This is a genomic window from Methanofastidiosum sp., from assembly GCA_020854815.1.
GTDB lineage: Archaea > Methanobacteriota_B > Thermococci > Methanofastidiosales > Methanofastidiosaceae > Methanofastidiosum.
Genome location: JAHKLW010000077.1, coordinates 15,343 through 40,149 on the forward strand (window position 1 = coordinate 15,343; position 24,807 = coordinate 40,149).

General features: G+C 33.6%; 25 protein-coding genes, 2 tRNA genes and 1 pseudogene. 21 read left to right on the top strand and 7 right to left on the bottom strand.

The window, feature by feature from the left end; all coding sequences use genetic code 11:
• Positions 1–12: 12 nt before the first annotated feature.
• Positions 13–924, bottom strand: a complete 912-nt coding sequence (locus KO464_09250) for a hydroxyacid dehydrogenase (protein ID MCC7573553.1) — start codon at positions 922–924, stop codon at positions 13–15.
• 63 nt (positions 925–987) lie between these two features.
• Here KO464_09250 and KO464_09255 point away from each other — a divergent pair, with 63 nt between their 5' ends.
• Genes KO464_09255 through KO464_09290 form a run of 8 tightly spaced genes read left to right on the top strand, consistent with a single transcriptional unit; the run spans position 988 to position 7,853 of the window.
• Positions 988–1,143 (top strand): Trm112 family protein, encoded by a 156-nt coding sequence (locus KO464_09255; GenBank protein MCC7573554.1) that lies wholly within the window; start codon positions 988–990, stop codon positions 1,141–1,143.
• A gap of 4 nt (positions 1,144–1,147) precedes the next feature.
• Positions 1,148–2,299, top strand: coding sequence for an MFS transporter (locus tag KO464_09260; GenBank protein ID MCC7573555.1), 1,152 nt, complete (start codon positions 1,148–1,150; stop codon positions 2,297–2,299).
• An 18-nt stretch (positions 2,300–2,317) separates the two neighbouring features.
• Positions 2,318–2,938: a hypothetical protein gene (locus KO464_09265; GenBank protein ID MCC7573556.1), complete on the top strand. Its 621-nt coding sequence runs from the start codon at positions 2,318–2,320 to the stop codon at positions 2,936–2,938.
• Positions 2,939–2,946: 8 nt separating this feature from the next.
• Complete coding sequence (locus tag KO464_09270) at positions 2,947–3,756, top strand: hypothetical protein (protein ID MCC7573557.1); 810 nt, start codon at positions 2,947–2,949, stop codon at positions 3,754–3,756.
• Complete coding sequence (locus KO464_09275) at positions 3,757–5,262, top strand: oligosaccharide repeat unit polymerase family protein (GenBank protein ID MCC7573558.1); 1,506 nt, start codon at positions 3,757–3,759, stop codon at positions 5,260–5,262.
• Between the two features lie 48 nt (positions 5,263–5,310).
• Positions 5,311–5,790: a winged helix-turn-helix transcriptional regulator gene (locus KO464_09280; protein ID MCC7573559.1), complete on the top strand. Its 480-nt coding sequence runs from the start codon at positions 5,311–5,313 to the stop codon at positions 5,788–5,790.
• Between the two features lie 11 nt (positions 5,791–5,801).
• On the top strand, positions 5,802–7,499 hold the full coding sequence (locus KO464_09285) for a VCBS repeat-containing protein (GenBank protein ID MCC7573560.1): 1,698 nt from the start codon (positions 5,802–5,804) through the stop codon (positions 7,497–7,499).
• On the top strand, positions 7,500–7,853 hold the full coding sequence (locus KO464_09290) for a hypothetical protein (protein MCC7573561.1): 354 nt from the start codon (positions 7,500–7,502) through the stop codon (positions 7,851–7,853).
• Between the two features lie 8 nt (positions 7,854–7,861).
• Here KO464_09290 and KO464_09295 read toward each other — a convergent pair.
• From KO464_09295 to KO464_09310, 4 genes are all read right to left on the bottom strand, one after another.
• Positions 7,862–7,935, bottom strand: a tRNA-Ile gene (locus KO464_09295).
• A gap of 5 nt (positions 7,936–7,940) precedes the next feature.
• Positions 7,941–8,013 (bottom strand) — tRNA-Asn (locus KO464_09300).
• A 66-nt stretch (positions 8,014–8,079) separates the two neighbouring features.
• Positions 8,080–8,547 (bottom strand): hypothetical protein, encoded by a 468-nt coding sequence (locus KO464_09305; GenBank protein ID MCC7573562.1) that lies wholly within the window; start codon positions 8,545–8,547, stop codon positions 8,080–8,082.
• An 18-nt stretch (positions 8,548–8,565) separates the two neighbouring features.
• On the bottom strand, positions 8,566–8,997 hold the full coding sequence (locus KO464_09310; GenBank protein MCC7573563.1) for a prenyltransferase: 432 nt from the start codon (positions 8,995–8,997) through the stop codon (positions 8,566–8,568).
• Between the two features lie 148 nt (positions 8,998–9,145).
• On the opposite strand from KO464_09310, the gene KO464_09315 reads away from it, so the two are divergent.
• The 10 genes and pseudogenes from KO464_09315 to KO464_09360 all read left to right on the top strand — a co-directional run bounded on the left by KO464_09315 (position 9,146) and on the right by KO464_09360 (position 20,150).
• The gene (locus tag KO464_09315; GenBank protein MCC7573564.1) at positions 9,146–10,432 is read left to right on the top strand and encodes a hypothetical protein; all 1,287 of its coding nucleotides are present in this window, start codon (positions 9,146–9,148) and stop codon (positions 10,430–10,432) included.
• On the top strand, positions 10,433–11,998 hold the full coding sequence (locus KO464_09320; protein ID MCC7573565.1) for an acyl-CoA reductase: 1,566 nt from the start codon (positions 10,433–10,435) through the stop codon (positions 11,996–11,998).
• A 99-nt stretch (positions 11,999–12,097) separates the two neighbouring features.
• Positions 12,098–12,331, top strand: a complete 234-nt coding sequence (locus KO464_09325) for an Lrp/AsnC ligand binding domain-containing protein (GenBank protein ID MCC7573566.1) — start codon at positions 12,098–12,100, stop codon at positions 12,329–12,331.
• Positions 12,332–12,358: 27 nt separating this feature from the next.
• On the top strand, positions 12,359–13,072 hold the full coding sequence (locus KO464_09330; GenBank protein MCC7573567.1) for a hypothetical protein: 714 nt from the start codon (positions 12,359–12,361) through the stop codon (positions 13,070–13,072).
• 134 nt (positions 13,073–13,206) lie between these two features.
• The gene (locus KO464_09335) at positions 13,207–14,877 is read left to right on the top strand and encodes a TCP-1/cpn60 chaperonin family protein (GenBank protein MCC7573568.1); all 1,671 of its coding nucleotides are present in this window, start codon (positions 13,207–13,209) and stop codon (positions 14,875–14,877) included.
• A gap of 87 nt (positions 14,878–14,964) precedes the next feature.
• Positions 14,965–15,642: pseudogene (locus tag KO464_09340) on the top strand (DNA alkylation repair protein).
• Positions 15,643–15,706: 64 nt separating this feature from the next.
• Complete coding sequence (locus KO464_09345) at positions 15,707–16,063, top strand: hypothetical protein (protein ID MCC7573569.1); 357 nt, start codon at positions 15,707–15,709, stop codon at positions 16,061–16,063.
• A 51-nt stretch (positions 16,064–16,114) separates the two neighbouring features.
• On the top strand, positions 16,115–16,576 hold the full coding sequence (locus KO464_09350; GenBank protein MCC7573570.1) for a divergent PAP2 family protein: 462 nt from the start codon (positions 16,115–16,117) through the stop codon (positions 16,574–16,576).
• A 155-nt stretch (positions 16,577–16,731) separates the two neighbouring features.
• Positions 16,732–19,569 carry an excinuclease ABC subunit UvrA gene (uvrA, locus tag KO464_09355; protein ID MCC7573571.1) on the top strand — a complete coding sequence of 946 codons (2,838 nt, stop codon included), beginning with the start codon at positions 16,732–16,734 and terminating at the stop codon, positions 19,567–19,569.
• A gap of 173 nt (positions 19,570–19,742) precedes the next feature.
• Entirely contained in the window at positions 19,743–20,150 is a 408-nt protein-coding gene (locus KO464_09360; protein ID MCC7573572.1) for a hypothetical protein, read from the top strand.
• 38 nt (positions 20,151–20,188) lie between these two features.
• On the opposite strand, the gene KO464_09365 is transcribed toward KO464_09360, so the two are convergent.
• On the bottom strand, positions 20,189–20,695 hold the full coding sequence (locus KO464_09365; protein ID MCC7573573.1) for a nitroreductase family protein: 507 nt from the start codon (positions 20,693–20,695) through the stop codon (positions 20,189–20,191).
• A 230-nt stretch (positions 20,696–20,925) separates the two neighbouring features.
• Between KO464_09365 and KO464_09370 the strand changes: the two genes are divergently transcribed.
• From KO464_09370 to KO464_09380, 3 genes are read left to right on the top strand one after another with little or no spacing between them, the layout of a single operon-like run.
• Positions 20,926–23,316, top strand: a complete 2,391-nt coding sequence (locus KO464_09370; protein ID MCC7573574.1) for an AAA family ATPase — start codon at positions 20,926–20,928, stop codon at positions 23,314–23,316.
• A gap of 24 nt (positions 23,317–23,340) precedes the next feature.
• Positions 23,341–23,466 carry a desulfoferrodoxin FeS4 iron-binding domain-containing protein gene (locus KO464_09375; protein ID MCC7573575.1) on the top strand — a complete coding sequence of 42 codons (126 nt, stop codon included), beginning with the start codon at positions 23,341–23,343 and terminating at the stop codon, positions 23,464–23,466.
• A 9-nt stretch (positions 23,467–23,475) separates the two neighbouring features.
• Positions 23,476–23,871, top strand: coding sequence for a class II SORL domain-containing protein (locus KO464_09380; GenBank protein MCC7573576.1), 396 nt, complete (start codon positions 23,476–23,478; stop codon positions 23,869–23,871).
• A gap of 211 nt (positions 23,872–24,082) precedes the next feature.
• Here KO464_09380 and KO464_09385 read toward each other — a convergent pair.
• A partial coding sequence (locus KO464_09385) for a prenyltransferase (protein MCC7573577.1) occupies positions 24,083–24,807 on the bottom strand: 725 nt, incomplete at its 5' end.

Below are 24,807 nucleotides of genomic sequence, written 5' to 3' on the forward strand. Positions count from 1 at the left end.
TTAAATAATTTATTATTTACATTTCAAAGCTTTAATGACTTCTTCAGCAATCATAATCCCCGCCCTTTTCTGGGCTTCGTGAGTCGATGCCCCTATATGCTGAGTCAAAACTACATTATCATACTCTAGTAGCTTGCTATCCATTGGAGGCTCTTCCTCAAACACATCAAGACCTGCACCTAGAATTTTTCCTGAAGACAATGCTTTACAAAGTGCATCCTCATCAATTATTCCCCCTCTGGAGGTATTGATTATGATTGTATTATCTTTCATTTTTTGAAATTCTTTGTCTGAAATCATATGCCTTGTAGAGTCAATCAAAGGTACATGTAGGGTAATAACGTCACTGCTTTCGATTAGTTTTTCAAGAGTAACAGGTTCAGCTCCACCACTTGTTATCTGTTCGCTAGTTAAATAGGGATCATAGGCAATTAAACTCATACCGCAAGCCTTTGCCATTCTACCGATATTTCTCCCGATTCTCCCAAACCCAACAATTCCTAAAATTTTACCATTGAGTTCATGTCCCATAAGAGATTTTTTTTCCCATCTCTTTTCTCTTGTTAACCTGTCTGCCCTCGCAATATTTCTAGAAACAGATAGCATCAGTCCAAAAGCAAGTTCAGCTACAGAATCAGAACTTGCTTGAGGGGAGTTTACAACTTTTACTCCAAGGTTTTGGCAGCAGTTGACATCTACATTATCGAGTCCTACACCGGCTCTTGCTACAACCTTTAGATTTTTACCTTTTTTAATTATGTCTTCAGTTATATTAGGTTTACTTCTAATTATTACTCCATCATAGTTCTCTATAATAGACAAAATTTCTTCTTTAGAAATACCTTTTTTTACATCGACTTCAAACTCTTTTTTAAGTTTGGATATACCTTCTTCTGCAATATCTGATGCAACAAGAATCTTCATATTAATCACTAAAAAAGGTCTATAAAAATACTTAAATATCTTTGTATGAACTTAATCAATATGATTGATAAAAAGCTCCTAGATATATTGGCATGCCCAGTATGCAAAGGCGATATATTTGAAGATAAAGAAGAGCTCGTTTGTGCTAAATGCAAAAGGAGATATCCGGTTAGAGAGGGTATTCCAATAATGCTTGAAGAAGAAGCAAGAATCGAGTGAATTAATGAATAACAGAGAAAAAATAATAATTTATTCTTTAATAGGATTCTGCATAAATATTTCATATATCAGCGGTAATCTATTTATTTCAAATTTATCTGAAGTATTAGGTTCATCAAAATCTTTCATTGGATTAATCAATGCCATTTTACCTTTCTTTTCAATATTGACCGCACCAATATTTGCTAGAAAAGCTGCAAAACTCAGAAGAAAACTTCCGATAATTAAGACAGGACTTATAATTGGGTCATTTTTCTCAATATTACTCTTTTTTTCTTATGATAAAATTTTGATTTTTATTTTTAGAATGGGAATGGGGGTATCTTTTGGTGCTACAATGGGATTGACTAACTCTCTTGCTACAGAAATAGATACTGAAAAAAGAGGAAAATATTTTGGGATTTATACTGCCGCATGTTCATTTGGTTGGGCAGTTGGCTCTCTTCTTGTTGGTATGGTAATATCACAAAAATATAACAATGCGTTTTTGATACCTATTCTATTTCTAACAATTGGTTTTGTTGCTACACTTTTTGCTAAAGAGAAATACACTGCTTCTGACTATTTTGGGATAGATTTCCAGACATTCAAAAAATTTCTTCCTTTTTATAGAACTTTATTTTTAAGACATTCAGTAGCTACTGCATTATGGGCATTTTTACCACTTTACCTTGAATTTACATTAGGTTTTGATCGATTAATAATAGCCTCAATTTTTTTCATTAATAATTCCTTACAAGTTTTAACTATGCCTTTAGTGGGACATTTGTCTGATAAAATCAAAAAAACTTATCTCGTTTTTACGGGATTAATTGGTTCCTTTACATTCATATTTATTTTTACATTAATTAAAACTCCAATTGAATTTATGTTACTCCAGATATTAGTCGCATCTTCTTGGGCATTAATCTACTTAGGCACTTCTTCTCTTGTCACGTCCTATTCGACTTGGAATGAAAGAGGCGAGGCCATATCGGGACTTTCTATGACTTTAAATCTATCGAGCATAGTCGGACCTTTATTTGGGGGAATAATTTATGGCTTATCAGATTTTGTTACAATGTTATACGTTATGTTACCTCTATGCTTTATTGCAATTATATCATCTATTTTTTTAAAAGATAAAGAGCATATTCCCCACAATATTTATAAATAAATTTTTAATTTAATTTATATGGCAAAAAAGAAACCTAGTAAAGAGAGAAAAGTTTCAAGTAAAAAAGGCCCAGTAGTGTCCAAAAAAACATTAAGCGTTGTTTTTTTATTGGCAGTCATTGGAGTTTCGATGGCCTCTCTTTATTATGTCAATTATTTAGGAAATCATGCATTCGACGCAAAAGGAACACCAACTACTATTCTTTACAATACGGATGATGGCCAATCAATCAAAGTAGTTTCTTATGTTGAGGGAGATCCTCTAATTGTTATGCGAAGAATGTTTACCGAAGATGAAGTTAAAACTGTTTATTTGCTCTTTACTGCAATGCCTGGCTCAGCACCTGAAAATTCTTTCCTTGTCAGAGGTGTTGCTTCGATAAGTGAAGGTATAGGTAGGACTAAAGGAGCAATAATTCTTGCCAGAGAAATTACTCCATGGCACAAATATATGATGGGCATCAAACTTATAGGTTCAAAAACAAAGCCACTAATTTATATGAAGACCCCTAACATAGGGGGAGTTGAAAATAAAATTGTTATATTAAATGAAGGCGTTGTTATTATTGAGAACAGTACTTTTCAAGATACTATGTTACTCTCAGACTTTCTTAGAACAGTAATCCTCGGCGTCTATTAGGAGTTTAAATGAGAAGATTCAATCTTTTTGACTTGGCAATAATTGTATTGGTGGTAGCTTCTTTAATCTCATTCTCCACCAAATATTTTGAAAAAGAACCAGTAGATGAATATTCTTATACAGGATCACAGATATATAATGCTGTTCGTTTTTTTGATTTATCCGATGGAAAGGGTTTTAGATATCTTGTAAAGGTTGACGGTTCTTATATAACTGATTATTCTCCTTTCAGTGGGGAAGGAATTGTTGTTGGCACATCACAAGGCACTTTTTTATTGAAATTAAAAGACGGAAGGATTTTGAATATAGGGGGGCGTACTTCATTCAAGGAAGATGTAGCGGCACATAATATAAAAGTTACAATGTTAAATGGTTCTACCGTAAGCTATATACAAAAAGGTTTTTTCACCAATGATATAATCGAAGCAAAGACTATAATTGATAACACTTCCAATTTTTTAGATAAGTATAATATTATAGATACAACTATTTCAGGGGATATAGTCATCGATGGTAAATTCCCCAACAATATTACTTTTGAGAGAGAATTATCTGATAAAATAGCAATAGAGATTTTTCACTTGAGAGATGTAAATGTAAAATCATCTGAAAATGGAATCATCTTGAATGTAACAGGCATTGGAACAAATGATTTTGAAAAATTACAATCTGTTCTTTCTCCTTATGGGCCAACAAAATATTATTTCCCTGATTTTAGAACATTCGTGCTTACAGACAATATCCCAAAAGTTGAAATATCCTCTATCCAGAATAACAAGATAGAAGGGATAATTGGAGATATTCATGTGAGGATTTAGATGAAGTACTTAAACAGTATCTTTCCCTTCTTAGAAAAAGAGTTTTCAAATAGTATTATTACTAAGTCTTCTGTGAAATTTTTTAGAATTATTGAGAAATTTCCTGCATTTCCTTTTGAGATAAGTAAATTTGATGATTATCTTAAAAATTCTAAATTCTTGAGATTTTCCCCTTTACTCGTAATAATTTCGATACTACTCTTTTTTAGTTTATCAGACCATCCCCTTTCTCCGATTGGAACACTTGTCTTGATATTAGGGACAACTTCATTTTTTATTGGGACATTAATTAATATACCAAAGATAAGAAAAATCAATAAAAAATTTTTTATACCTCTATTAATTATTTTCTCGATACTATTCTTACTTAGCATGATTAAAATTGAATCTTTTGGGTTTTATGTAAAACTTAGCCTGATACCTCTCTTCCTTATAGGAATGACTGAAAGAGAAAACAAGGATTTTTTTCTTTCACTTTTGATGATAAGTTTAGTCATATTGCTAAAAGGATTCTGGGCATTATCTTTCCCTTTTATATTTTCTAGTTTAGTATATCTGTTCTTAACCTATAAAGGCAACTTAATAAAATACTTAGAAAATAGTTCTTATATTCTAATATTTATTCTTCTATCTTTAGGACTTATTTTTTATGCATTTGACTTGATCATAGCTGGCGGAATACCATTATTTGATGTTCAAGCAAGAAACTCCTTGGACCCTTTTTTTACAACGATGTCCCATCTTTTTCCAATGGGTTCAATATTATTGATTTCTTATGTTGGATTGACAAATAAATATTCTTATAAAAAGGCAAGATCTATTTCTATTTTTTTTACATTACTTTCTCTTTTTTTAATGGCATTACTAGGGTATAGGACTCAAGTAATTTTCGTTATATTAGGCGCATTAATCTGTGGTTCAATGGTTGGGATATGGAAAAAATCTGAACTAATCCTAATTGGCATAGCGTCCTTGATTTCATTATTGGCTTTAACGATGGTACGCGACATAATATTGGGTGTTAATCTTTCTCTTTTAGGATCCTTAAGAACCAGAATAAGTCTTACCACTGATGTTATGGATATACTGGCTAATATGGGAGGATTATTTGGATTAACAAATGGAGCCATTCATATCGCGACTCACCCATATCTTGCTAGATTAATGCCTGGCTTGGCGTATTCACCCCGAAGAATGATAGCAGTTCTTGTTGGTGAAAGATCTGTTTCTGTGACATCTAGCATATTTGGACCCTTAGTCATTGATTTTGGCCTAATTGGAGTGATAGTTGGAATGGGATTTTTGGGATTTTTCTTATCAAATCTTTATAAAATTGCTGACAATACAAAAGGAGAAAGAAAAATTATATTAGTTGGATTATACAGCATGGTGCTGAGTTATACCATTATTGGCATCGAAACAGGCATAGTCGACCTGGAAGTTATACTACTATTCATGATTTCATTATCTTATCTTCTTTTTATAATTAATAGAAAAATTATTTAATAAAAAATTTCCGAAAGATTTAAATATTTTAAAGAAATTATAAAAATAGTGATAATAATGAAAATGAACAAAAAAGGAATTAAAATTCTAAGATCTCTTCTTGCAATCAAAGGATTCCCCCAGAAGAACAAGATTGCTGAAGAAACGGGGCTTTCAATACAGACAGTAACACCTTTCATTAACAAAATGATAGACGACGGCGTCGTAAAAGGATTTACGGCCATAATAGAACCCGACAAATTAGGATACCATCAAGTTCATTTTCTCTTGAATATACAAAAAGGTACAAATGAAGAGGCTATTAATTTCTTGAAGAATATGGACAGAGTTCTATATGTAACTTCTGGATTTGGAAATTCAGACTGCCAGTTAGTTGTAGCAATACCTGCTGACAGAACCGATCTAATCCCAACTTACATGGAGTCTATGCGACAATCTGGGATATTCAAGAGTGAAATGAGTATTCACGTAGTTACAAAGAGCCATTTTCCGTTACCGGATTTTCTTAGAAATGAAGACCTAGAATAATGGTGCAAAAAATGCAAAAAAGTTTGGTTTTAATTTTAACATTTATTTTTATTTTTAGTACCTTCAGTCAAATATCTTCTGAAGATTTAATTAAATGGCGCCACCACACCAATGAAGAAGTTAAGGGCGCTGCTTTAGGCGATGTCGATGGAGATGGAAGGTTTGATGTCGTAGTGGCAACTGGTGAGTATATCTATGTTCTTGATGTATTTGGCCAAGAAATCTGGAAAAGAAAGACTATTAATTTTGTGAATAGTATATCTGCGGGAGATCTTGATGGAGATGGAAGAAGTGACATAGCCGTTGGCCTCATTAATAATGGTATAGAAATTTTTAATTCAGACGGAGAAAAACTTTGGGAATATTGGATGCGCACACCCATCCAAAAAATAATTATTAAAGATATTGATTCTGACGGATATGGTGAAATAATTGCTGTATCTCATAATAAAACATTTATGGACAACGCTTGGGTAATAATTAATCATGATGGTTGTGTCAGGTTCCAAAGTAAAGATTTATTTTTCCCAGATTTCGAATTAAAAGGCTATTATGGTGGAATTTCGAAAAAATGGGAAGCTGACAACGAACTTAGATTGCTTATAGCTGAGGATATAAATGGAGATGGATATGCCGAATTTATTGCATCTACAAGATTAAATGATATTATAGTTTTCGATTATAATAGAAATCCTCTATGGGGATACCATTTTGACTATGCGATAACTTCTTTGTCTCTTGGTGATCTGGAGCGAGATGGATTTAAAGAGATATTATTAGGCGTAAATAAAAAACTCATTATCTTAACAAAAGATGGATTTAATTTGAAAGAGTATTCCTTTGATGGTAATGTCAGAGCGGCAACTGCATTTAAGGACGAGTTAAACACTTCATTTGTTATAGTGGGTAAGGATAATGTTCTTTATGCGTACGATTGGGATAAAGAAATATTCAATCATAGTTTTGATGGCAATATTAACTTAATACATTATGATAATCTTGATTATAAAAATGAAGTAGAAATAATAGTAGGAACAAATGACGGCGTGTATATACTTAGTACTAAAGGGAATAGACTTTTTACATATAGGACTTACGCTACAGTAAATGACGTGTTCACCATTAATCTAAACTACCAAGGTGAGAAGGAACTAGTTATCGCCTCCACAGATATAGATGCAATTACCTATCAAGAATTAAAAGATATTCAGAGTCCAGTTTCTCAAGCAAATCAACAAGAAAGAGAAGAAACGATAAGAAGAGCAAATGCTATTTTTGCTACCGGAAAAGCACTATATGATGTTAGAGAATATCAGGCAGCTATTGATAGATTCAGAGAAGCAAGAACCATATATCAATCTGTATCATATACTGAAGGAATTAATAATTCTGGGACTTTTATTTCAAATTCTACGTTATACCTCCAAGCCAAATCATTAGAGGATCAAGCTCTTTCTTTAAAAGATGAAAAAAAATATGAAGAATCCAAATCTACCTACCAGACTGCAAAAGATCTTTATTCAGCAATGAACGACACAGTTAAAATTCAGGAAATGGACCAAAAAATAAATGAAATCGATGACTTGATTAGATCTGAATCTTTATCTAGACTTGTGATCTATATTGTTATAATTGGGGCCATATTGTCAATAATAGGGGTTATATTTTTCTTCCTCAGAAAAAGAAAAAAATCTAAACAAGGTGCTTAATTGTTAAGAGACGAAACTAAAAAAAGGGTAGAAAAGCTGGAGAGTATTGCCATTAATTTTGAGAACGAGGGTTATTATCAAGACGCCGCAGACAGTTATGTCGAGGCTGCAAATTTCCTTGTTGAAGAAAAAGATTTCTTCTGGGGGGCTGAGAACTTTAAAAAAGCAGCCGAGCTTTATTGGGATTCTGGAGACATTGAACGTGCTGAAACTCTTTTTAACACTGCCATAAATTATTACCTTTTAGATGCAGAATATTATCTAAAACGTGATGGATACTTTTGGGCTGTGAGAGATTATAAAATAGCAGTAGAATGCTACGAGAAATGGCTTTCAATGGCTGGAAGAATTTAGAAGTGTTGTGGGCCCGAAGGGATTTGAACCCTTGGCCGCCCGGTTATGAGCCGGGCGCTCTACCAGGCTAAGCTACGGGCCCAGGAGCGCCGCCAGCAGGACTCGAACCTGCGACCATTCGGTTAACAGCCGAGCGCTCTACCTACTGAGCTATGGCGGCATGAAGATTCCGAGTTAAGAATCATATATAAAACTTTCTATCATTAAAAAATATCTATAATTCTTTCTAAATTATTTTTAGTAAATATAAAAGTGGGACTATTGTAAACCATAATATATATGACATCGAAACTTGAAGTAATTTATCAACTCTTTTTTCAATTACGTTTTCTGTCAATTGATTCAATAATAAGTATGATAATAATAATCCGTGAATTGTAGTAATAAGAAATAATAAACTTGCAATTCCTAGAACTCCAGAATATATGATAATAATACTAGAAATGATAGATAGTGAAATTGATAAAAATGAGATTAAAGATGCTTTTCTTTGCCCTAAAATCACTGTAAGTGTTGCTTTTCCCATTATTTTATCTGATTCATAATCTGGAAAACCTGCAAGAATTATGGCCCCAAAAACAGCAAAGAATAGTGGCATTGATAATAGCCAAGGGATAATTATATCTAATCTTGGAGATTGTAATAAAAATCCGGCCAGTAATATGTAAAAGCTATGTGTTATTGCTACGTCAATTTCCCCTAAACCCCTATATTATAGTTTTAATGGGGGAACAGTATATGCCAAACCCAGAATAACTCCAAGTGATAGTATCAAAAATGCATAGACATTATATGCAAATGTTAAAAAAATACTAAAAATAAAAGCAACGGCCAGGGCAATTAATATGGCGTTAATTGCTTGCTTGAATGTAATCATTCCTTCCACAATCATTCTAGATCCGCCGGTGAATTTGCTATAGTTTTTGTTAATCTTGTCTGTTTCATAGTCATAATATTCGTTTGAAACTACCGTTGCACATTCTATCAAAAATAATGTCATGTACCCTACAGCATAAATAGTAATATCAAAATTGTCTAAAATTCTAAAAGAACATAACGCTCCTACAGTATAAGCAAGCCAAGTCATAGGATAAAATTGAAACCTAGTTATCTTAATCCACGAAATAATATTAAATCTGTTCATTTATTATCTGGCCCTATAGATATTTAGAATATTTTTAAATATTTCTGTTTATCTAAGGGTATATAATTTAGCTTCACCGAAAATTTTTTATATATGCACAATTCAGATTAAACAATTCTTCAGAAGTATTAAGTCAGCTGGTGATTTTATGTTTGATACGGAATTAATTGAAAAACTTGTTTCTTCCGAGAACTATTTTAAAAAAAAGGAAGATGTAGAAAAATTAAGGCATAAAGCAATTAAAATGTCACACAAATATCATTTTGAAAACAATAAATTCTATCATGATTATTGTAAATTGAAAGGAGTTACTGGAGATATCAAATCTGAAGACTTCCATAAAATAGTAATCCCCGACGGGGTATTCAAGTCGTATCAGATGGAATCGCCTGAGAAGAGCCCCCAAGAATTTAAAAAATGGGTCGATAGAATTTCTTCAGTTCCACTCGACTTTACCCCAAAAGGCATGGGCTCCCTTGAAAGTTTTCTTCAAGAGTTTTATTCAAATGGGATGCTATTGGGATTTAGCAGCGGTACTTCAGGAAAACTTACATTTCTTCCGCGAGATTCTTTTACCCAAGCAATGCTAATTAGGTCCTATACCGAAGCAATTGACGCAACTCTTAAACTTGACAAAGGCAAGGAGAACTTTATATTGGGGATACCTAGAAAGACATTTTTACAAGTAGGCTTCAATGGAAAAGTAGTAGCAAATTCAATATCACCTGGCAACGTATTCCATGCATTTGAAGAATTAAAAGCCGACATAATAAGATTGAGGATGAGAGGGCCAAGATCTTCAAAAGAAAAAGTCATGAATTATTTTATCAAGAAGATGCTCCCTCGAATTGAGAAAAAAGCCATAACAAGCATAGTAGATCAGTTAGAGAAAAATCAAGGAAAAAGAATTGTTTTCATGGGCCCACCTTTTTTGATAATTGACACTGCTAACTATGTGCTAGAAAATGGAATTAATGCTAAAATCGGAAAAGATAGCTTTTTGGCTTCAACAGGAGGATTTAAAGGTAGGGCCATTATCAGTAGAGATAAAATGAATGATTTGATTGAAGAGGCATTTGGATTAGATTCAAAGAGATACATCGATCTTTATGGTATGACTGAGTCAAACTCAATAATGATTGATTGTATGGAGGGCAACAATAAACACGTTCCTCCTTGGATGGAAGTTATACTATTCGATGAGCATATGGAACCAATACCCCAAGAAGGAAAAGTAACTGGAAATTATGCATTTCTTGAGCCTTCCTCAAAATCATTCCCAGGATTTATTACTACTGGTGACAAATTGAGAGTTGACTACGATGGATGCCCATCTTGCAATAAAACTACTCCAATTCTTTTAAGCATCGAAAGATTACCAAGAATTGAGAGCAGAGGCTGTTCTGGCGTACTTGCAAAAACGGTGGCTGGATAAATGACAAAATTAAAAGGGTATTATCTTCCTAAATCCCTAAAGTCAATAGAAAAAGAAATTGAATTTAGTGAGAAGGAAGTTAAGGAATATACTTTGCTATTGCCAATTATTAATCAAGAAAATATAAAAGAAATAGTAAACGGCCTGAAAGAAAACAGGAAAAAGTATCTTGTAGATATGCCCTTCCCAGAGATAGCTAAGGTGTATGGTGAAGTATCGCGAACTTGGGCGGATAATAAATATGAAAAAAAGAAGATTGCTCTTGAATTACTGCCCGTATTAACAAATCTTTCTCCAGAACTAATAGAATTTTATCAATTCAGATCAATATACAAAATCGATGAGAAGACTATAAATTTTTTATCCAACTTAAATTTACCACCAGAGGTGTTTAAGACTTTTACTCCGATTGATGGGGCAAACACTTTTGTAAGAGCATATGCTGGATTTAGAGACAAAATTGCTCTAAAAAAAATATCTCAGTATGATAAAGAACTTGAACTAGTGACTTACATAACACCATCGAATGTTCCCGGTTTTATTGAAAGTCTTGGTATATTTATAGCGAGCATAGTAAAGGCTGCAGGTCTAATTAAAACACCTTCTGTTCAACCTCTTTTTGCACCTTTATACGCTGAATCTGTCGCAGAAATGAGCAAAGATATAGGTGAAACAATTGCAGTTGTACCATGGGCTGGCGGTGACCAATCAATTGAGGATATAATATTCAGAAACTCAAACGTAGTTAGTGTAGTTTCAAGCACTCAAACGGCAATGTCAGTCAAAAATAGAGTCGACGAATTAAATAGAAATGGTAACTCTATCAAGGGGTGTTACCATGGTGGAAAATTTGGAATTGAACTAATTGGAAGAGAGATGGCAAATAGGGACGTTGCTGGGCTTGCTGCAATCGACGGAATAGGTTATGAGGGGTATATGTGCGGCTCCCCCGCTTTTGGATTTTTTGTTGAAGAAGGAGGCGATCTTAGTCCAATTGAATTTGCAGAAGCATTAGCCAGTGAAATGGAAAAAATATCAAGGTCAATACCGCAGACTAATTTTTTCAGAAAGTTGAGGGAAGTTAAAATTGGAGAAATAATCTCAAGGCCAGAATTTGATGGTGGTCAGAGGACTATTTCTTCTTCTGAACACAACTTTGTAGTAATATATGAATCAAACTTTAATCTAAATCCTATAGGACAAAACAGATTAATACGAGTATTTGGTGTAAAAAGTCTTGAAGAAGTTATTGATAAAATAAAACCATGGAAGGAGTATTTGCAGACTGCTGGTGTGGCAATAGGAAATGATAGAATCCAAAAGATATCTGAGTTAATGGGAAAGACTGGATTTTCAAATATCCGAGTTGCTGGAACAGTGGCTTTGCCACGACTGGGAGAAGCTTGGGATGGCAATTATCCCGTGTATGAATTTTTCATTCCCGATAAGGTCCACTGGACTTCCATAAATGCAATAGATTTTGAAAATGAGATAAAAGAGCTCACTAAAATTAAAAATCAAGTCATAAAAGATGGAGTTTTTAATCATTCTCTTGGAATTCGCTGAAAAGATTATTTGCATTAATTATTCTTATTTTTTAATTTTATTAGAATATAAAAAGAAATATTTAAATACTTTGTATGTTAATATGTTATAGGTGCTTTAATGGTATATGCATATGTTTTAATAACAGTTTCAATTGGGAAGATAAAAGAAGTAATTGAATCTGTAAAGAAGATTGAAGGAGTAATAGAAGCCGATGTTATAACTGGCCCATACGACGCCATTGCAAAAATAAAAGCAAATGATCTAGGCGAACTTACAAAAACAGTAATTCAACAGATTCATTACATTGAAGGTGTAATTGATACAACAACCGCGATAGTAATCTCTGTTTAATATAATTATTTATTTTTTGGTGGTCCATTGAATAAAAGCACGGCTATATGTGATGTGTCTCTTTTTGTTTCAAAAAGTAAATATTCTCAAGCTGAATCATTGATGAAGTCTTTACATATTGAAGAAGTGATAATGCCTGAAGAACTAGTAGACATTCTTATGAAAGTCCATAGAGGGGAAGAACTCTTAGGTGAACAGGTAAGAGTTTTATCTTATTGGGCAAAGGGCCCAGTTCCTAAGGATGAAGAGATAAGAACATTTTATGAAACTCTTATAGAAAAGGGAATTAAAATTAGAACAATAAAAGAATATGTCCTGAAAAAAGAAGTTGAGTTGGGATATACAAAACTAAGAGAGGGCATGGAAAAAGACGAGATGGAAGTCTATAATAAAAGCTGGAGAAATCTATATAACAAATTTTCTGAAACTATGCCTGATCAAACTGCAATTATATGTTCAAAAATTCTATCTTTATCTCTTGTATTCAATGAGAAAATTGTCGCAGTTAATCGAAAACTATTGAGATTCTTGTATGACTCTGGGCTTGAAGTATCAAAAGTAACCTCTAAGATTGAAATTGATAAGAATCTAGTTGAGCATAATATTATTTTTCTTAATGTTTACGGCTCAAAAACCTTTGAACCGCTGTTTTATGAAATAAAAAATTCGATAAAAGAAAGCACAGAGATACAGGTTGAACTAGAAAAAGATGTCGGTTCAATAGTGATGTTTAATCTATAAATACTAATAAATATATTTTTTTCCTTATCTATTAAAGCTCATTAATTCTATTTTATATATTTTTTAGATAGAAAGCTTTTTATATCACTTCAAATACATCAAAAACTAGCAATATTTTTAATGAGGTGTAAATCATGGCAGAAATTAGACAACCAATGAGTGTCCAACCTGAAGGCGCTCAGAGATTTATGGGCAGAGATGCTCAAAGAATGAATATTCTTGCTGGAAGAATAGTAGCAGAAACAGTAAAGACGACACTTGGTCCAAGAGGTATGGATAAAATGCTCGTTGACTCACTTGGAGATGTAGTTATCACAAACGATGGTGCTACAATCCTTAGCGAGATGGACATTGCTCATCCAGCAGCAAAAATGATTGTGGAAGTAGCAAAGACACAAGACGAGGAAGTTGGAGACGGTACAACAACAGCTGTTGTTATTGCCGGAGAACTTTTAAAAAAGGCCGAAGATCTTCTTGATCAAGATGTACACGCAACAGTTGTTGCATCTGGTTATAAACTTGCATCTGAAAAAGCTGAAGAAATATTGAAAGATATTGGCGATAAGATTACAATAAATGACGAAGAGATTCTTCTTGAAATCGCAAAGACTGCAATGACTGGAAAGGGCGCAGAAAAATCAAAGGATACATTAGCACCTTTGGCACTTAAAGCAGTTAAGCAAGTGGCCGTAAAAGAAAACGGAAACTATACAGTTGAAACTGAAGACATTAAGGTAGAGAAGAAAGAAGGTGGAAGTGTAGAAGATTCAAAACTCATCCAGGGATTAATAATTGACAAGGAAAGAGTTCACGACGGCATGCCAAAGAAACTAAAGGATGCAAAGATAGCTTTACTTGACTGTGCACTTGAAGTAAAAGAAACAGAGACCGATGCAGAAATTAGAATTACTTCTCCAGATCAACTTCAAGCATTCTTAGATCAAGAAGAAGCAATGCTAAAGAAGATGGTAGATCAGATTAAGGCATCTGGCGCGACAGTCGTATTCTGCCAGAAGGGCATTGATGATTTAGCTCAACACTACCTTGCAAAGAGTGGGGTATATGCTGCAAGAAGAGTCAAAAAGAGTGACATGAAGAAACTAGCTAAAGCAACAGGCGCAAGAGTTGTAAACAAGATATCTGACCTTGAAGCAAAAGATCTTGGTAATGCAGGCTCTGTCGAAGAGAAAAAGATTGGCGGAGACGAAATGACATTTGTCGAAGGATGCAAGGATCCAAAATCAGTAAGCTTATTGTTAAGGGGTGGAACAGAGCACTTTTTAGAGGAAGTAGAAAGAGCTCTTGAAGATGCTATAGGTGTCATATCCACAGCAATAGAAGATGGAACTATTTGTGCTGGTGGCGGAGCTGCAGAGATGGAACTATCAAAGAGACTCACCGAATATGCTGAAAAGATTAGCGGCAGAGAACAACTAGCAGTTAAGGCATTTGCTCAGGCAATGGAAGTAATTCCAAGAACTTTAGCTGAAAATGCAGGTATGGACCCAATTGATACCCTCGTTGCACTAAAAGCATCACATGAGACAAAAGACCACAAGAGATATGGAATTGATGTTTTTGACGGTAAAGTTAAAGACATGATGAAGGCCGGAGTTGTCGAGCCACTTAGGATAAAGGAACAGGCAGTAAAGAGTGCTTCTGAATCAGCCATAATGATATTAAGAATTGATGACGTAATCGCTGCAAGTGGAATAGGTAAGAGAAGAGGAATGGGCGGCGGCGATGACGACATGGATATGGGTGGCATGGGCGGAATGCCCGGCGGCATGCCTGGAATGATGTAATATACAAATATTTTTTTCTTTTATTTAATATTTTTATTAAATTTTTCTTAGAGATACTCTTATTAATTTATTAATAGTCTTTTTTGCATGGACTCTCAATTAATAATGGAAAAATTATATTCACTTTCTGATCCCAAATCATTAGAGGGAATGGCAAGGTACGGAATAAATACAAGTGAGGCTTTAGGAGTTTCAATTCCTAAACTAAGATCGTTGGCAAAAGAAATAGGAAAAAATCACAAAATAGCTTTGGAATTATGGAACTCAAATTTTCACGAAACTAAAATTCTAGCTAGCATGATAGAAGACCCAAAAACAGTTACATCTGAACAAATGGAAAATTGGGTTAGAGATTTTGATTCTTGGGACGTATGTGACCAAACTTGCAATAATCTTTTTGGGAAAAGTATATTAGCTTTCGGTAAATCTTTTGAATGGTGTAACCAGGATGAAGAATTTGTTAAAAGGGCTGGGTATGTCCTAATTGCAGTTTTAGCAGTTCACGATAAAACTAGAGCAGATGAAGATTTCTTCAAATTTTTTCCTATTATTTAGGGAGGTTCAACAGATGGTAGAATATATGTAAAAAAAGCCGTAAACTGGGCTTTAAGACAAATCGGTAAGAGAAATAGTATTTTAAATAAAAAAGCAATCGAATGTGCAACGAATATAAATAAAATAAATTCTAAATCTGCAAAGTGGATAGCTACCGATGCGTTAAGAGAATTACAAAGTTCTAAAATTTTAGCTCGAATCAAAGAATGAGAAATCCATAACTAATTTAAATAGTTTTGACTATTTTAATTTAATACAATTTTGAGGTGTAAAAATGTTAGACTTAGAAGGGCTTAGTACCGAAGCAAAGATTGGTAAAATATTGATTTTAGTATCTCTGATATTAGGTATAGTTGGTGTCTTTGGGATGCTTGTTGGATTTAGCTTTGGAGCATTATTTCCTATAAGGTACATGAGAGGGTTCCCTTTTTTAGCCGGATTCTTCCTTGTCTTTGCGGTAGTAATTAAAATTTTAGGATTAGTAATTGGATTCATGGCACTATCTTCAGCAAATCTCAAAAATTTCAATAAAGCCGGAATGTACGCTATAATATCTAGTTTATTACCTCCTCTTGATATAATAATGCTAATAGGTGGTATTTTATGCCTTATCAGCAAAGAAGCAAAATAATTTATTTTTTTATTTCAAAAACTATTTAAACATTAAAAAAAGAAGTATATCGTGAGTCTAATATCTAATATATTTGATTTTTTTTATAATCCTATTATTTTTCCAACTCTTATAGCTTACCTAGCTTCTGTTTTTGGAAAAATAATTCATGAATATATAACAAAGAAACATTTGGCTATCCAAGTTGCCATAAAAGATGGAGGAATGCCAAGCTCCCACACGGCCGTAGTAGTTGGTCTATCAACAGCCATTTTTTTATACGAAGGAATGTCTACCGTATTTTGGGTTTCTCTTGTATTTGCATTTGTTGTAATGAAGGACGCAACAGGTATCAGATGGGAAACAGGACAACAAGCGAAGGTAATAAATCAGATATTAAAAAAACTTCGTATGGGAAAAGTAGTTGATGAAGAGTTAAAGGAATTGCTAGGGCATACTGAGGCCCAAGTATTAGGGGGATTTATTTTTGGGATTATATTCTCTTATTTGGGGCATATTGTCTTTTTTGGGTAATTTATTAGATTTAGAATAGTGTTAAATCAATATGAATATTTTAAAACTGATCTAAATTAGTTTTAAGTTAAAACCTTTATTTTATCGTTTTTTTCTATGAATAAAAAATAACTTCTAACAAAGAAGTTTTTAAGTAAAAGGCTTCTTCAATTTCCATGGGTACTGACTTCATCACTGTAAAAGGTGCTTCAGAACACAACCTTAAAAATATCGATGTTCAATTTCCTAGAGACAAACTTATCGTAGTTACAGGAGTTTCAGGATCCGGTAAGTCTTCTCTAGCTTTTGATACAATTTATGCAGAAGGTCAACGACGTTATGTTGAATCACTTTCTGCATATGCAAGACAATTTTTAGGTTTAATGGAGAAACCTGATGTTGAGTATATTGAAGGACTATCTCCGGCTATTTCAATTGAACAAAAAACAACTTCAAAAAATCCTAGATCAACAGTTGGTACCGTTACAGAAATCTATGATTATTTGAGACTTCTTTATGCAAGAATAGGAATTCCTTATTGTTCAAATTGCGGTAAACAAATAAAACAACAAACTGTAACAGAAATTACTGATCAGATATTATCCCATCCCGAAGGTACAAAAGTAACTATTCTAGCCCCAATAGTACGTGGGAGAAAAGGGGAATATTCAACATTACTTAAAGAAATAAATCAAGAAGGTTTTGTAAGGGCAGAAGTAGATGGAGAAATAAAAGAGTTAAATGTAGAGATAAGGCTTGAGAGGTACAAAAAACATGATGTCAATATCATAATTGATAGACTTGTTCTAAAAGATGGAATTTCCCCAAGAATTTACGAAGATATAGAGTTGGCACTTAAAAAAGGCGAAGGAATAGTATTCGTGGATATTAATGATAATAGAAAAACATTTTCTGAACACTTTGCATGCACCGATTGTGGCATAAGTTTAGAGGAAATAACCCCAAGAATGTTCTCATTTAACAGTCCTTATGGGGCATGCCCTTCTTGTCACGGACTTGGATTTAAACAAGAGTTTGATCCTGATCTTATTATACCAAACAAAGAGTTATCTCTTGTTGAAGGTGCAGTAGAGATATGGAACACCAAATTAGAAGGATTTAGAAGGCAAACTTTGGAGGCTCTTTCTAAAAAATTTAATTTCAGACTTGATGTGCCTGTTAAAAATTTGTCACAAAAGCATCTTGACATCCTATTGTATGGTACAACTGACAAAGTAAGATACAATTACCGCTCTCGAAATACGCCATCTTATTGGACTTACGAGAGAACATATGAAGGAATAATACCTTGGCTTGACCGAGTATATAGAGAAACTGATTCTGAGTATCGAAAGGAACAATTTGAGAAATACATCCGACTAAAACCATGTGAAGTTTGTAAAGGTAAAAGATTGAAACCAGAAGCTTTATCTGTTAAGATCCAAGAAAGTTCGATAATTGATATCACTGAACTCCAAATTAGCAATTGTTATAAGTTTTTCATTGATCTTGAGCAAAATCTCACTGAAAAAGAGAAAATTATTTCAAAACAGATATTAAAAGAAATAAAGGCTAGATTAGGATTTCTTCTGAGTGTCGGACTTGACTACTTGACTCTTGGTAGAAGAGCTGGGACTCTTTCGGGAGGGGAATCCCAAAGAATTCGGCTTGCAACTCAAATAGGATCCCAGCTTGTGGGCGTTCTTTATATATTAGATGAGCCGAGTATAGGGCTTCATCAAAGAGATAATGCTAAATTAATTGTCATGCTGAAAAGATTAAGAGATATAGGAAACACTGTAATTGTCATTGAACATGATGAAGAGATGATGCTCTCTTCGGACTATCTCGTAGATATAGGCCCAGGGGCAGGTGTCCATGGGGGGGAAGTAGTTGCAGTTGGATCTCCTGAAGAAGTCATGCATAACCCTGATTCACTTACTGGAAAATACCTATCACGAAAACTTAAAATTGATATTCCTAAAGTTCGGAAACAAAGCAATACCTTTATCATAATTAAAGGAGCGAAACAATTTAATCTAAAAAATATAGACGTAAAAATCCCCCTAGGATTATTTGTGTGTGTTACTGGTGTTTCTGGTAGTGGGAAAAGTACTTTGATTAATGAAATACTATACAAAGATTTAGCAAAAAAATTCTATAGAGCTGTAGATATCCCCGGGGAGCATGATGAAATTCTTGGAATTGAAAATATTGATAAAGTAATTATCATCGACCAAAGTCCAATTGGAAGAAGCCCAAGATCAAACCCCGCAACATATACAGGTTTATTTACTCCAATAAGAGAGCTTTTCTCTGAACTTCCCGAATCAAAAACTAGGGGATTTAAGAAAGGCAGATTTTCTTTTAATGTTAAAGGAGGCAGATGTGAAAATTGTAGGGGCGACGGACTAATAAAAATTGAAATGCATTTCTTACCTGACATTTATGTTAAATGTGAAGAATGTAAAGGTGAAAGGTACAACCGGGAAACTTTAACTGTCAAATACAAGGGAAAATCAATCTCTGAAGTTCTTGATATGACCGTCGAAGAAGCGTTGCACTTTTTTGAAAACATACCAATCATAAGAAATAAACTCCAGACTCTTTATGATGTAGGCCTAACCTATATTAAAGTTGGGCAGCCTGCAACTACCCTTTCAGGAGGGGAAGCGCAAAGAGTCAAATTATCAAAGGAGTTGTCTAAAAAAGCTACGGGAAAAACTCTGTATATCTTGGATGAGCCCACAACTGGACTTCATTTCCACGATGTTAAAAAACTACTTGATGTTCTTTTGCGACTAAGAGAAAATGGTAATACAGTTCTTGTGATTGAACATAATATGGATGTAATTAAGACCGCCGACTATATAATTGATCTTGGTCCTGAGGGAGGTCAGAGGGGGGGAGAAATAATTGTTGAGGGTACGCCCGAAGAAATAATAAAATCTCCAAAGAGCCATACTGGAAGATTCCTAGAAGAAGTATTAAAGCGAGATGGAGCTTTAATATAATTTTTTATTTTATTAATTCTTATTATTTTCCTTAATTTTAACATTGCATCATTAATCATTGATTATCAAATTTTTGTAACTATTGTTTATCGATATTGTTAATAATTTTTATCAATAACGAAAGCTTTATATAGTTTTAATGACACGATTCATATGCACTAGAGGTGATAGATATGAAAAAAATAATTGCTATATTGGTGATGGGACTTTTAATGGCCTCAATCACCCCTATACTGGGAGAAACTTGTCCGACGGATGAACAAAACAATAAGACAACTTGCCCAAGTAAAACGACATCAGCATTATCTAAAATTGTGGCTAAGAGTTTTCTTAACAACATTAGAGATGGTACAATGGATTTTAACGGTAATAAATTAGTACATTCAATATTAACGCCAGTTGGAGATGTAAAATTGACCTCTCCACTTCTACAGCAGAATTTTGGAAGCTATGAATTTACTAATGAAAGAAGCACCCCAGGTTGGCACTCATATGATGTTAAGTCATTAACAAAAACTCAAAAGCAGTATGATCCGATGGTACCAAAAATCTATACCACAAACACTTCGGATGAGGAATAAAAGAAATTATTCTTCATTTATTTTTGAATTTTCTTTAATTACCATTTATTACAATGGATTCTATTTTCCTCAAATCTGTTTATTTGTGGCTTTCCTTCGTTAGGATATCCAATTGAAATAAGAGATACAGGTAATATATTTTCAGGCAAGTTAAGTATTTCTCTGATGCCTTTCATTCTTTCTTCATCAGGATATATCCCAAGCCAACATGCACCAAGCCCCATCGAATGTGCGGCTAACAGGATATTTTCAGTCGCTGCAGAGCAATCAATAGTAATAAATATGTCCCGTGTAATATTCAAGTCACCAGCAACTAGAATTGCCATCGGGGCTTCATAAAGCATCTTCGAGTTTGGATGAAAAGAAGGGATCTTATCCAATACCTCTCTTTTATCTATTATTACAAAATGCCACGGCCTCTCATTTTTTCTTGAAGGTGCATTCATAGCAGCTTCTAAGATTCTTTTTATGTGGTCTTCAGGTACCCCATTTTGTCTGTATTTTCTAATACTTCTTCGTGACATAATAATATCTAAAAAATCCATATTATCTCACAACTATTATTACAATTATTAGTATAAAAATTATGTGGTTATGATATAATTAAATCAACGCCCTTAAATCAACACAATAAAAATCTTATTTCCCTCTTTTCTTATAAAATTGAAATAAAACATTTAATAAAAAAGGATTATTTAACAAAAATCTTTTTTTTAGATAGAAAACCTTTTTAGAACTAAAAATAATAGTATATAATAAATATTGAAGTGATTTTATGACAAAAGAACTATCTTCAGATATGATAAGAAGGACATTTGATAAGAATAAATTAAAATGTAAGAGCAGTCAGGAAGTATCGCCTCTAGAAGATATTGTAGGTCAAGAAAGAGCATTAAAAGCACTGAAATTTGGACTAGAGATAAAAGAGAAAGGATTTAATATTTTTGTTGCAGGTTTTCCCGGAACTGGAAAAATGACGGCAGTGAAAAGTTTTTTAGATAAAATTGCCGAAGATCAAACTGTACCTTTTGACTGGTGTTATGTTAATAATTTTCAAGAATCATATGAGCCCAAAGCCATTAAACTAAAAGCAGGTCAAGGAAAAGTTTTTCACAAAGATATGTTAAATTTCCTAAACGAAGCTAAAATTAATCTTCCGAAAGCATTTGAAAGTGAAGACTTTGCTTTAAAGAGAGAGGCAACTATTCAGAAAATTGAAGCTGAACGAAATAAAATCTTTTCTGAACTAAATAAAAAAGCAGAGAAAGAAGGATTAATTGTTCAAAGTACTCCAATGGGATTCGTTTTTGTTCCTATTGTCAGTGGAAGGCCAATGACTGAAGAAGAATTTATAGCTTTAAATCCCGAAATGAAAGAGGATATACAAAGGAAAAGAGATAAATTAAACTCAGAGTTAAGATTAGTGTTTAGACAGCTAAAAGAATTAGACACAAAAACATTTGAAGAAATAAAGGAATTAAATAAAGAAGTTGCTCTTTTTACAATGGGCCATTTGGTAGACGATTTGAATAAAAAATATTCTGAGTATCCCGATATTATAAACTATTTAAAAGAAGTGCAGGAAGACATATTAGAAAATTTAGCCTTATTCTATAAACCAAATGTTCCTCAAGCTCCAGTTCAAGCTCCATGGGCAGAGGAATTGCCATTTAGGAAATATATGGTCAATCTATTCACAGATAACTCTACACTGGCAGGGAGGCCAGTTGTAGTGGAGCTGAATCCAACATACCATAATCTCTTTGGGAGGATAGAGAAAGAAGCACAGTTTGGGATGCTTACTACTGATTTTACCATGATACGAAGTGGCTCTATCCACAAGGCAAATGGGGGATACCTTGTAATACCTGCTGAAGAGTTAGTGAAAAATCTTTTCTCTTATGATGGATTAAAAAGAGCCTTAAGTAGCGAGGAAGCGATAGTTGAAGAGGCGGGAGAGCGACTTGGATTTATTACAACAAAAGGTTTGAGACCTGCACCTATACCATTAAACACAAAAGTTATTATTATTGGAAATCCAATGATATACCAGACTCTTTTCTCCCTTGATCCAGAATTTAAAGAGTTATTCAAGGTCAAGGCAGAATTTGATATTAACATGGATTTCAACAATGACAATGTAAAAAACTATGTTTCATTTATATGCTCTCTTTGCTCCAAAGAAAATCTACAGCACCTTGATTCTTCTGCAATAGGTAAAGTCATTGAGTTTGGCTCAAGATTGGCCGATGATCAAGAGAAATTATCTACAAGATTTGCAGATATAGCAGATATTATACGTGAAGCAAACTTCTATGCTAGACAAGACAAGAATAACGTAATAAAAGATATTCATATAATAAAAGCCGTTGAGGAAAAAAATTATCGTTCTAATCTTATCCAAGAAAGATTAAATGAAATGGTAACACGAGGCTTTTATCTTATTGATACTGAAGGAGAAGCAGTTGGTCAAATAAACGGTCTTGCAGTATTAAGTTTAGGTGATTATGCCTTTGGTAGACCCTCTAGAGTTACTGCTACCGTAAATATCGGTAGGGGAGGTATTATAGATATTGAACGAGAAGCCAAAATGGGGGGAAATATTCACTCTAAAGGTGTAATGATCTTAGGTGGTTATTTAGCAGAAAACTTTGCGCAAGATAAACCATTAAATCTAACTGCTCGGCTAGTATTTGAACAAAATTATGAGGGTGTCGATGGAGATAGCGCATCAAGCACAGAACTTTATGCAATATTATCCGCTCTCTCGGAAGTTCCAATAAAACAATACTTTGCTGTTACAGGGTCTGTTAATCAGAAAGGAGAAGTGCAGGCAATTGGTGGCGTTAACTATAAAATTGAAGGATTCTATGAAATTTGCAAGGCCAAAGGACTTAATGGAAAGCAAAGTGTATTAATACCAAGAAGTAATGTTCAAAATCTAATGCTTAAAGAAGAGGTCGTCGAAGCAGTAAAAGAAGGAAAATTCCATATATTTTCTGTGGATAATATCAAGGAAGGAATTGAAATACTGACAGGAATCAAAGCTGGAGAAAAAGGGTCAGATGGTAAGTATCCAGAAGATACAATATATGGGATGGTCGATAAACGTCTCAAAAGTATGGCTGAAGAAATGGAAAAGTCTTCAGAAGAAAAAGAAAAATAAGTATTTTAGATAGGAGGTCAAATAATGGTGAATGTAAAAGAAGTGGGGGAAATCTACAAATGTGAAATTTGTGGAAATGTTGTTGAGGTATTGGAAGCCGGCGGAGGAGAATTAATCTGCTGCGGGGAGCCAATGATTTTACAAGAGTAGGCGATATAGATGGTCAAGATTGGTGAAAAAATCCAGGAAGCTGATTGGAAAAAAGAAAAGCATGTACCAGTTATAGACTGCCCAGATTCTGTAAAAGCAAATGAAACATTTGAAGTCAAAGTTGCTATTGGAAAAGGTATAGCTCACCCAAATACAACTGAGCACCATATCAGATGGATAATGCTTTACTACCAGCCCGAAGGTGAAAAATCTTTATATCAAGTCGGAAACTACGAGTTTACTGCACATGGAGAGAGTACACAGGGGCCAAATACAGGTCCAGTCTACACAAACCATGAAGTAAAATCATCTTTAAAAATTGCAAAATCTGGAACACTATTTGCAGTTTCACTATGTAATATTCACGGACTATGGGAATTCTCAAAGGAAGTTAAGGTTAATTAATTTTATTTTTTTACATCAATCTTTTTATAATAACTAATACTTAAAAAATTGCTAAATAGTAAGTACTTATCTAAAAAGGATAAGGAATATCTACTTGATTAAGTACTTGTTATAATACTTAGAAAGTAAATATTCGTTAAGATTGCAAAAAGTATCAATGCATTTAAGTTGTTGAAAGCTATTTTTACAGATTTTACCTTTGTGCCTTTGTTTAATCCCCATGAGCTAAAAGAAGGGGTATTAAGGAGAGAACAGATACTAAAAGAAAATTGATATTTAAGTTAAACAGATCAATTATTTGAAATATCACATAAATAATAGACGCAAATAAAGCTACCATAAATATTAACTTAAGACTTAAATTTCTTCCATTTTTTGTCACAAAGCTTTTCTTTCCACTTAATGAATCTACTTCCATATCTGGTATTTCTACACTCAAAATAAAATAAATTCCATACAGTAAAAGTGGTATTGTAAAAAATATAAAATTCATATCTATAAAGCCTTTCATTACGTAGTAACCCATCCCAGGGACTATAAAACCTATTGCAAGCATTGTGGATATTTCTCTTAGACCTCTATATGACAATCTAATAGGGGGTGCAGTATAAAACCATCCGAGAAGATTCCCGAAGATAACAAAACCTAAGAAAAATAATGCATAGTCATAGTATGCGGTAAAGATACTCCCAACAATAATTGAAATAAAGATTAGAGACAATGCTATCCATTTTGAAGCTTCTCTTAAAGATGGATCGAGTTGTAGTATTCCACTCCCGCCAATTACATTGGTTCTTTCACCTAATTTATCCGCTTCAAAATCGAAATAGTCGTTACTATAAGAAACGGATAAATGGCCTAGAAAACGAATCAAGTAGCCAATACATAATTTTCCAATGTTTAAGTCTGCACCTGTTAATATAGCAAAACAGGCCC

What these genes read in the sequence shown, in the direction of transcription:
- KO464_09250 (MCC7573553.1), bottom strand. Translation starts at nt 924, where the DNA reads ATGAAGATTCTTGTTGCATCAGATATTGCAGAAGAAGGTATATCCAAA.
- KO464_09260 (MCC7573555.1), top strand. Translation starts at nt 1,148, where the DNA reads ATGAATAACAGAGAAAAAATAATAATTTATTCTTTAATAGGATTCTGC.
- KO464_09265 (MCC7573556.1), top strand. Translation starts at nt 2,318, where the DNA reads ATGGCAAAAAAGAAACCTAGTAAAGAGAGAAAAGTTTCAAGTAAAAAA.
- KO464_09270 (MCC7573557.1), top strand. Translation starts at nt 2,947, where the DNA reads ATGAGAAGATTCAATCTTTTTGACTTGGCAATAATTGTATTGGTGGTA.
- KO464_09275 (MCC7573558.1), top strand. Translation starts at nt 3,757, where the DNA reads ATGAAGTACTTAAACAGTATCTTTCCCTTCTTAGAAAAAGAGTTTTCA.
- KO464_09285 (MCC7573560.1), top strand. Translation starts at nt 5,802, where the DNA reads ATGCAAAAAAGTTTGGTTTTAATTTTAACATTTATTTTTATTTTTAGT.
- KO464_09310 (MCC7573563.1), bottom strand. Translation starts at nt 8,997, where the DNA reads ATGAACAGATTTAATATTATTTCGTGGATTAAGATAACTAGGTTTCAA.
- KO464_09315 (MCC7573564.1), top strand. Translation starts at nt 9,146, where the DNA reads ATGTTTGATACGGAATTAATTGAAAAACTTGTTTCTTCCGAGAACTAT.
- KO464_09320 (MCC7573565.1), top strand. Translation starts at nt 10,433, where the DNA reads ATGACAAAATTAAAAGGGTATTATCTTCCTAAATCCCTAAAGTCAATA.
- KO464_09325 (MCC7573566.1), top strand. Translation starts at nt 12,098, where the DNA reads ATGGTATATGCATATGTTTTAATAACAGTTTCAATTGGGAAGATAAAA.
- KO464_09335 (MCC7573568.1), top strand. Translation starts at nt 13,207, where the DNA reads ATGGCAGAAATTAGACAACCAATGAGTGTCCAACCTGAAGGCGCTCAG.
- KO464_09345 (MCC7573569.1), top strand. Translation starts at nt 15,707, where the DNA reads ATGTTAGACTTAGAAGGGCTTAGTACCGAAGCAAAGATTGGTAAAATA.
- uvrA (MCC7573571.1), top strand. Translation starts at nt 16,732, where the DNA reads ATGGGTACTGACTTCATCACTGTAAAAGGTGCTTCAGAACACAACCTT.
- KO464_09360 (MCC7573572.1), top strand. Translation starts at nt 19,743, where the DNA reads ATGAAAAAAATAATTGCTATATTGGTGATGGGACTTTTAATGGCCTCA.
- KO464_09365 (MCC7573573.1), bottom strand. Translation starts at nt 20,695, where the DNA reads ATGGATTTTTTAGATATTATTATGTCACGAAGAAGTATTAGAAAATAC.
- KO464_09370 (MCC7573574.1), top strand. Translation starts at nt 20,926, where the DNA reads ATGACAAAAGAACTATCTTCAGATATGATAAGAAGGACATTTGATAAG.
- KO464_09375 (MCC7573575.1), top strand. Translation starts at nt 23,341, where the DNA reads ATGGTGAATGTAAAAGAAGTGGGGGAAATCTACAAATGTGAAATTTGT.
- KO464_09380 (MCC7573576.1), top strand. Translation starts at nt 23,476, where the DNA reads ATGGTCAAGATTGGTGAAAAAATCCAGGAAGCTGATTGGAAAAAAGAA.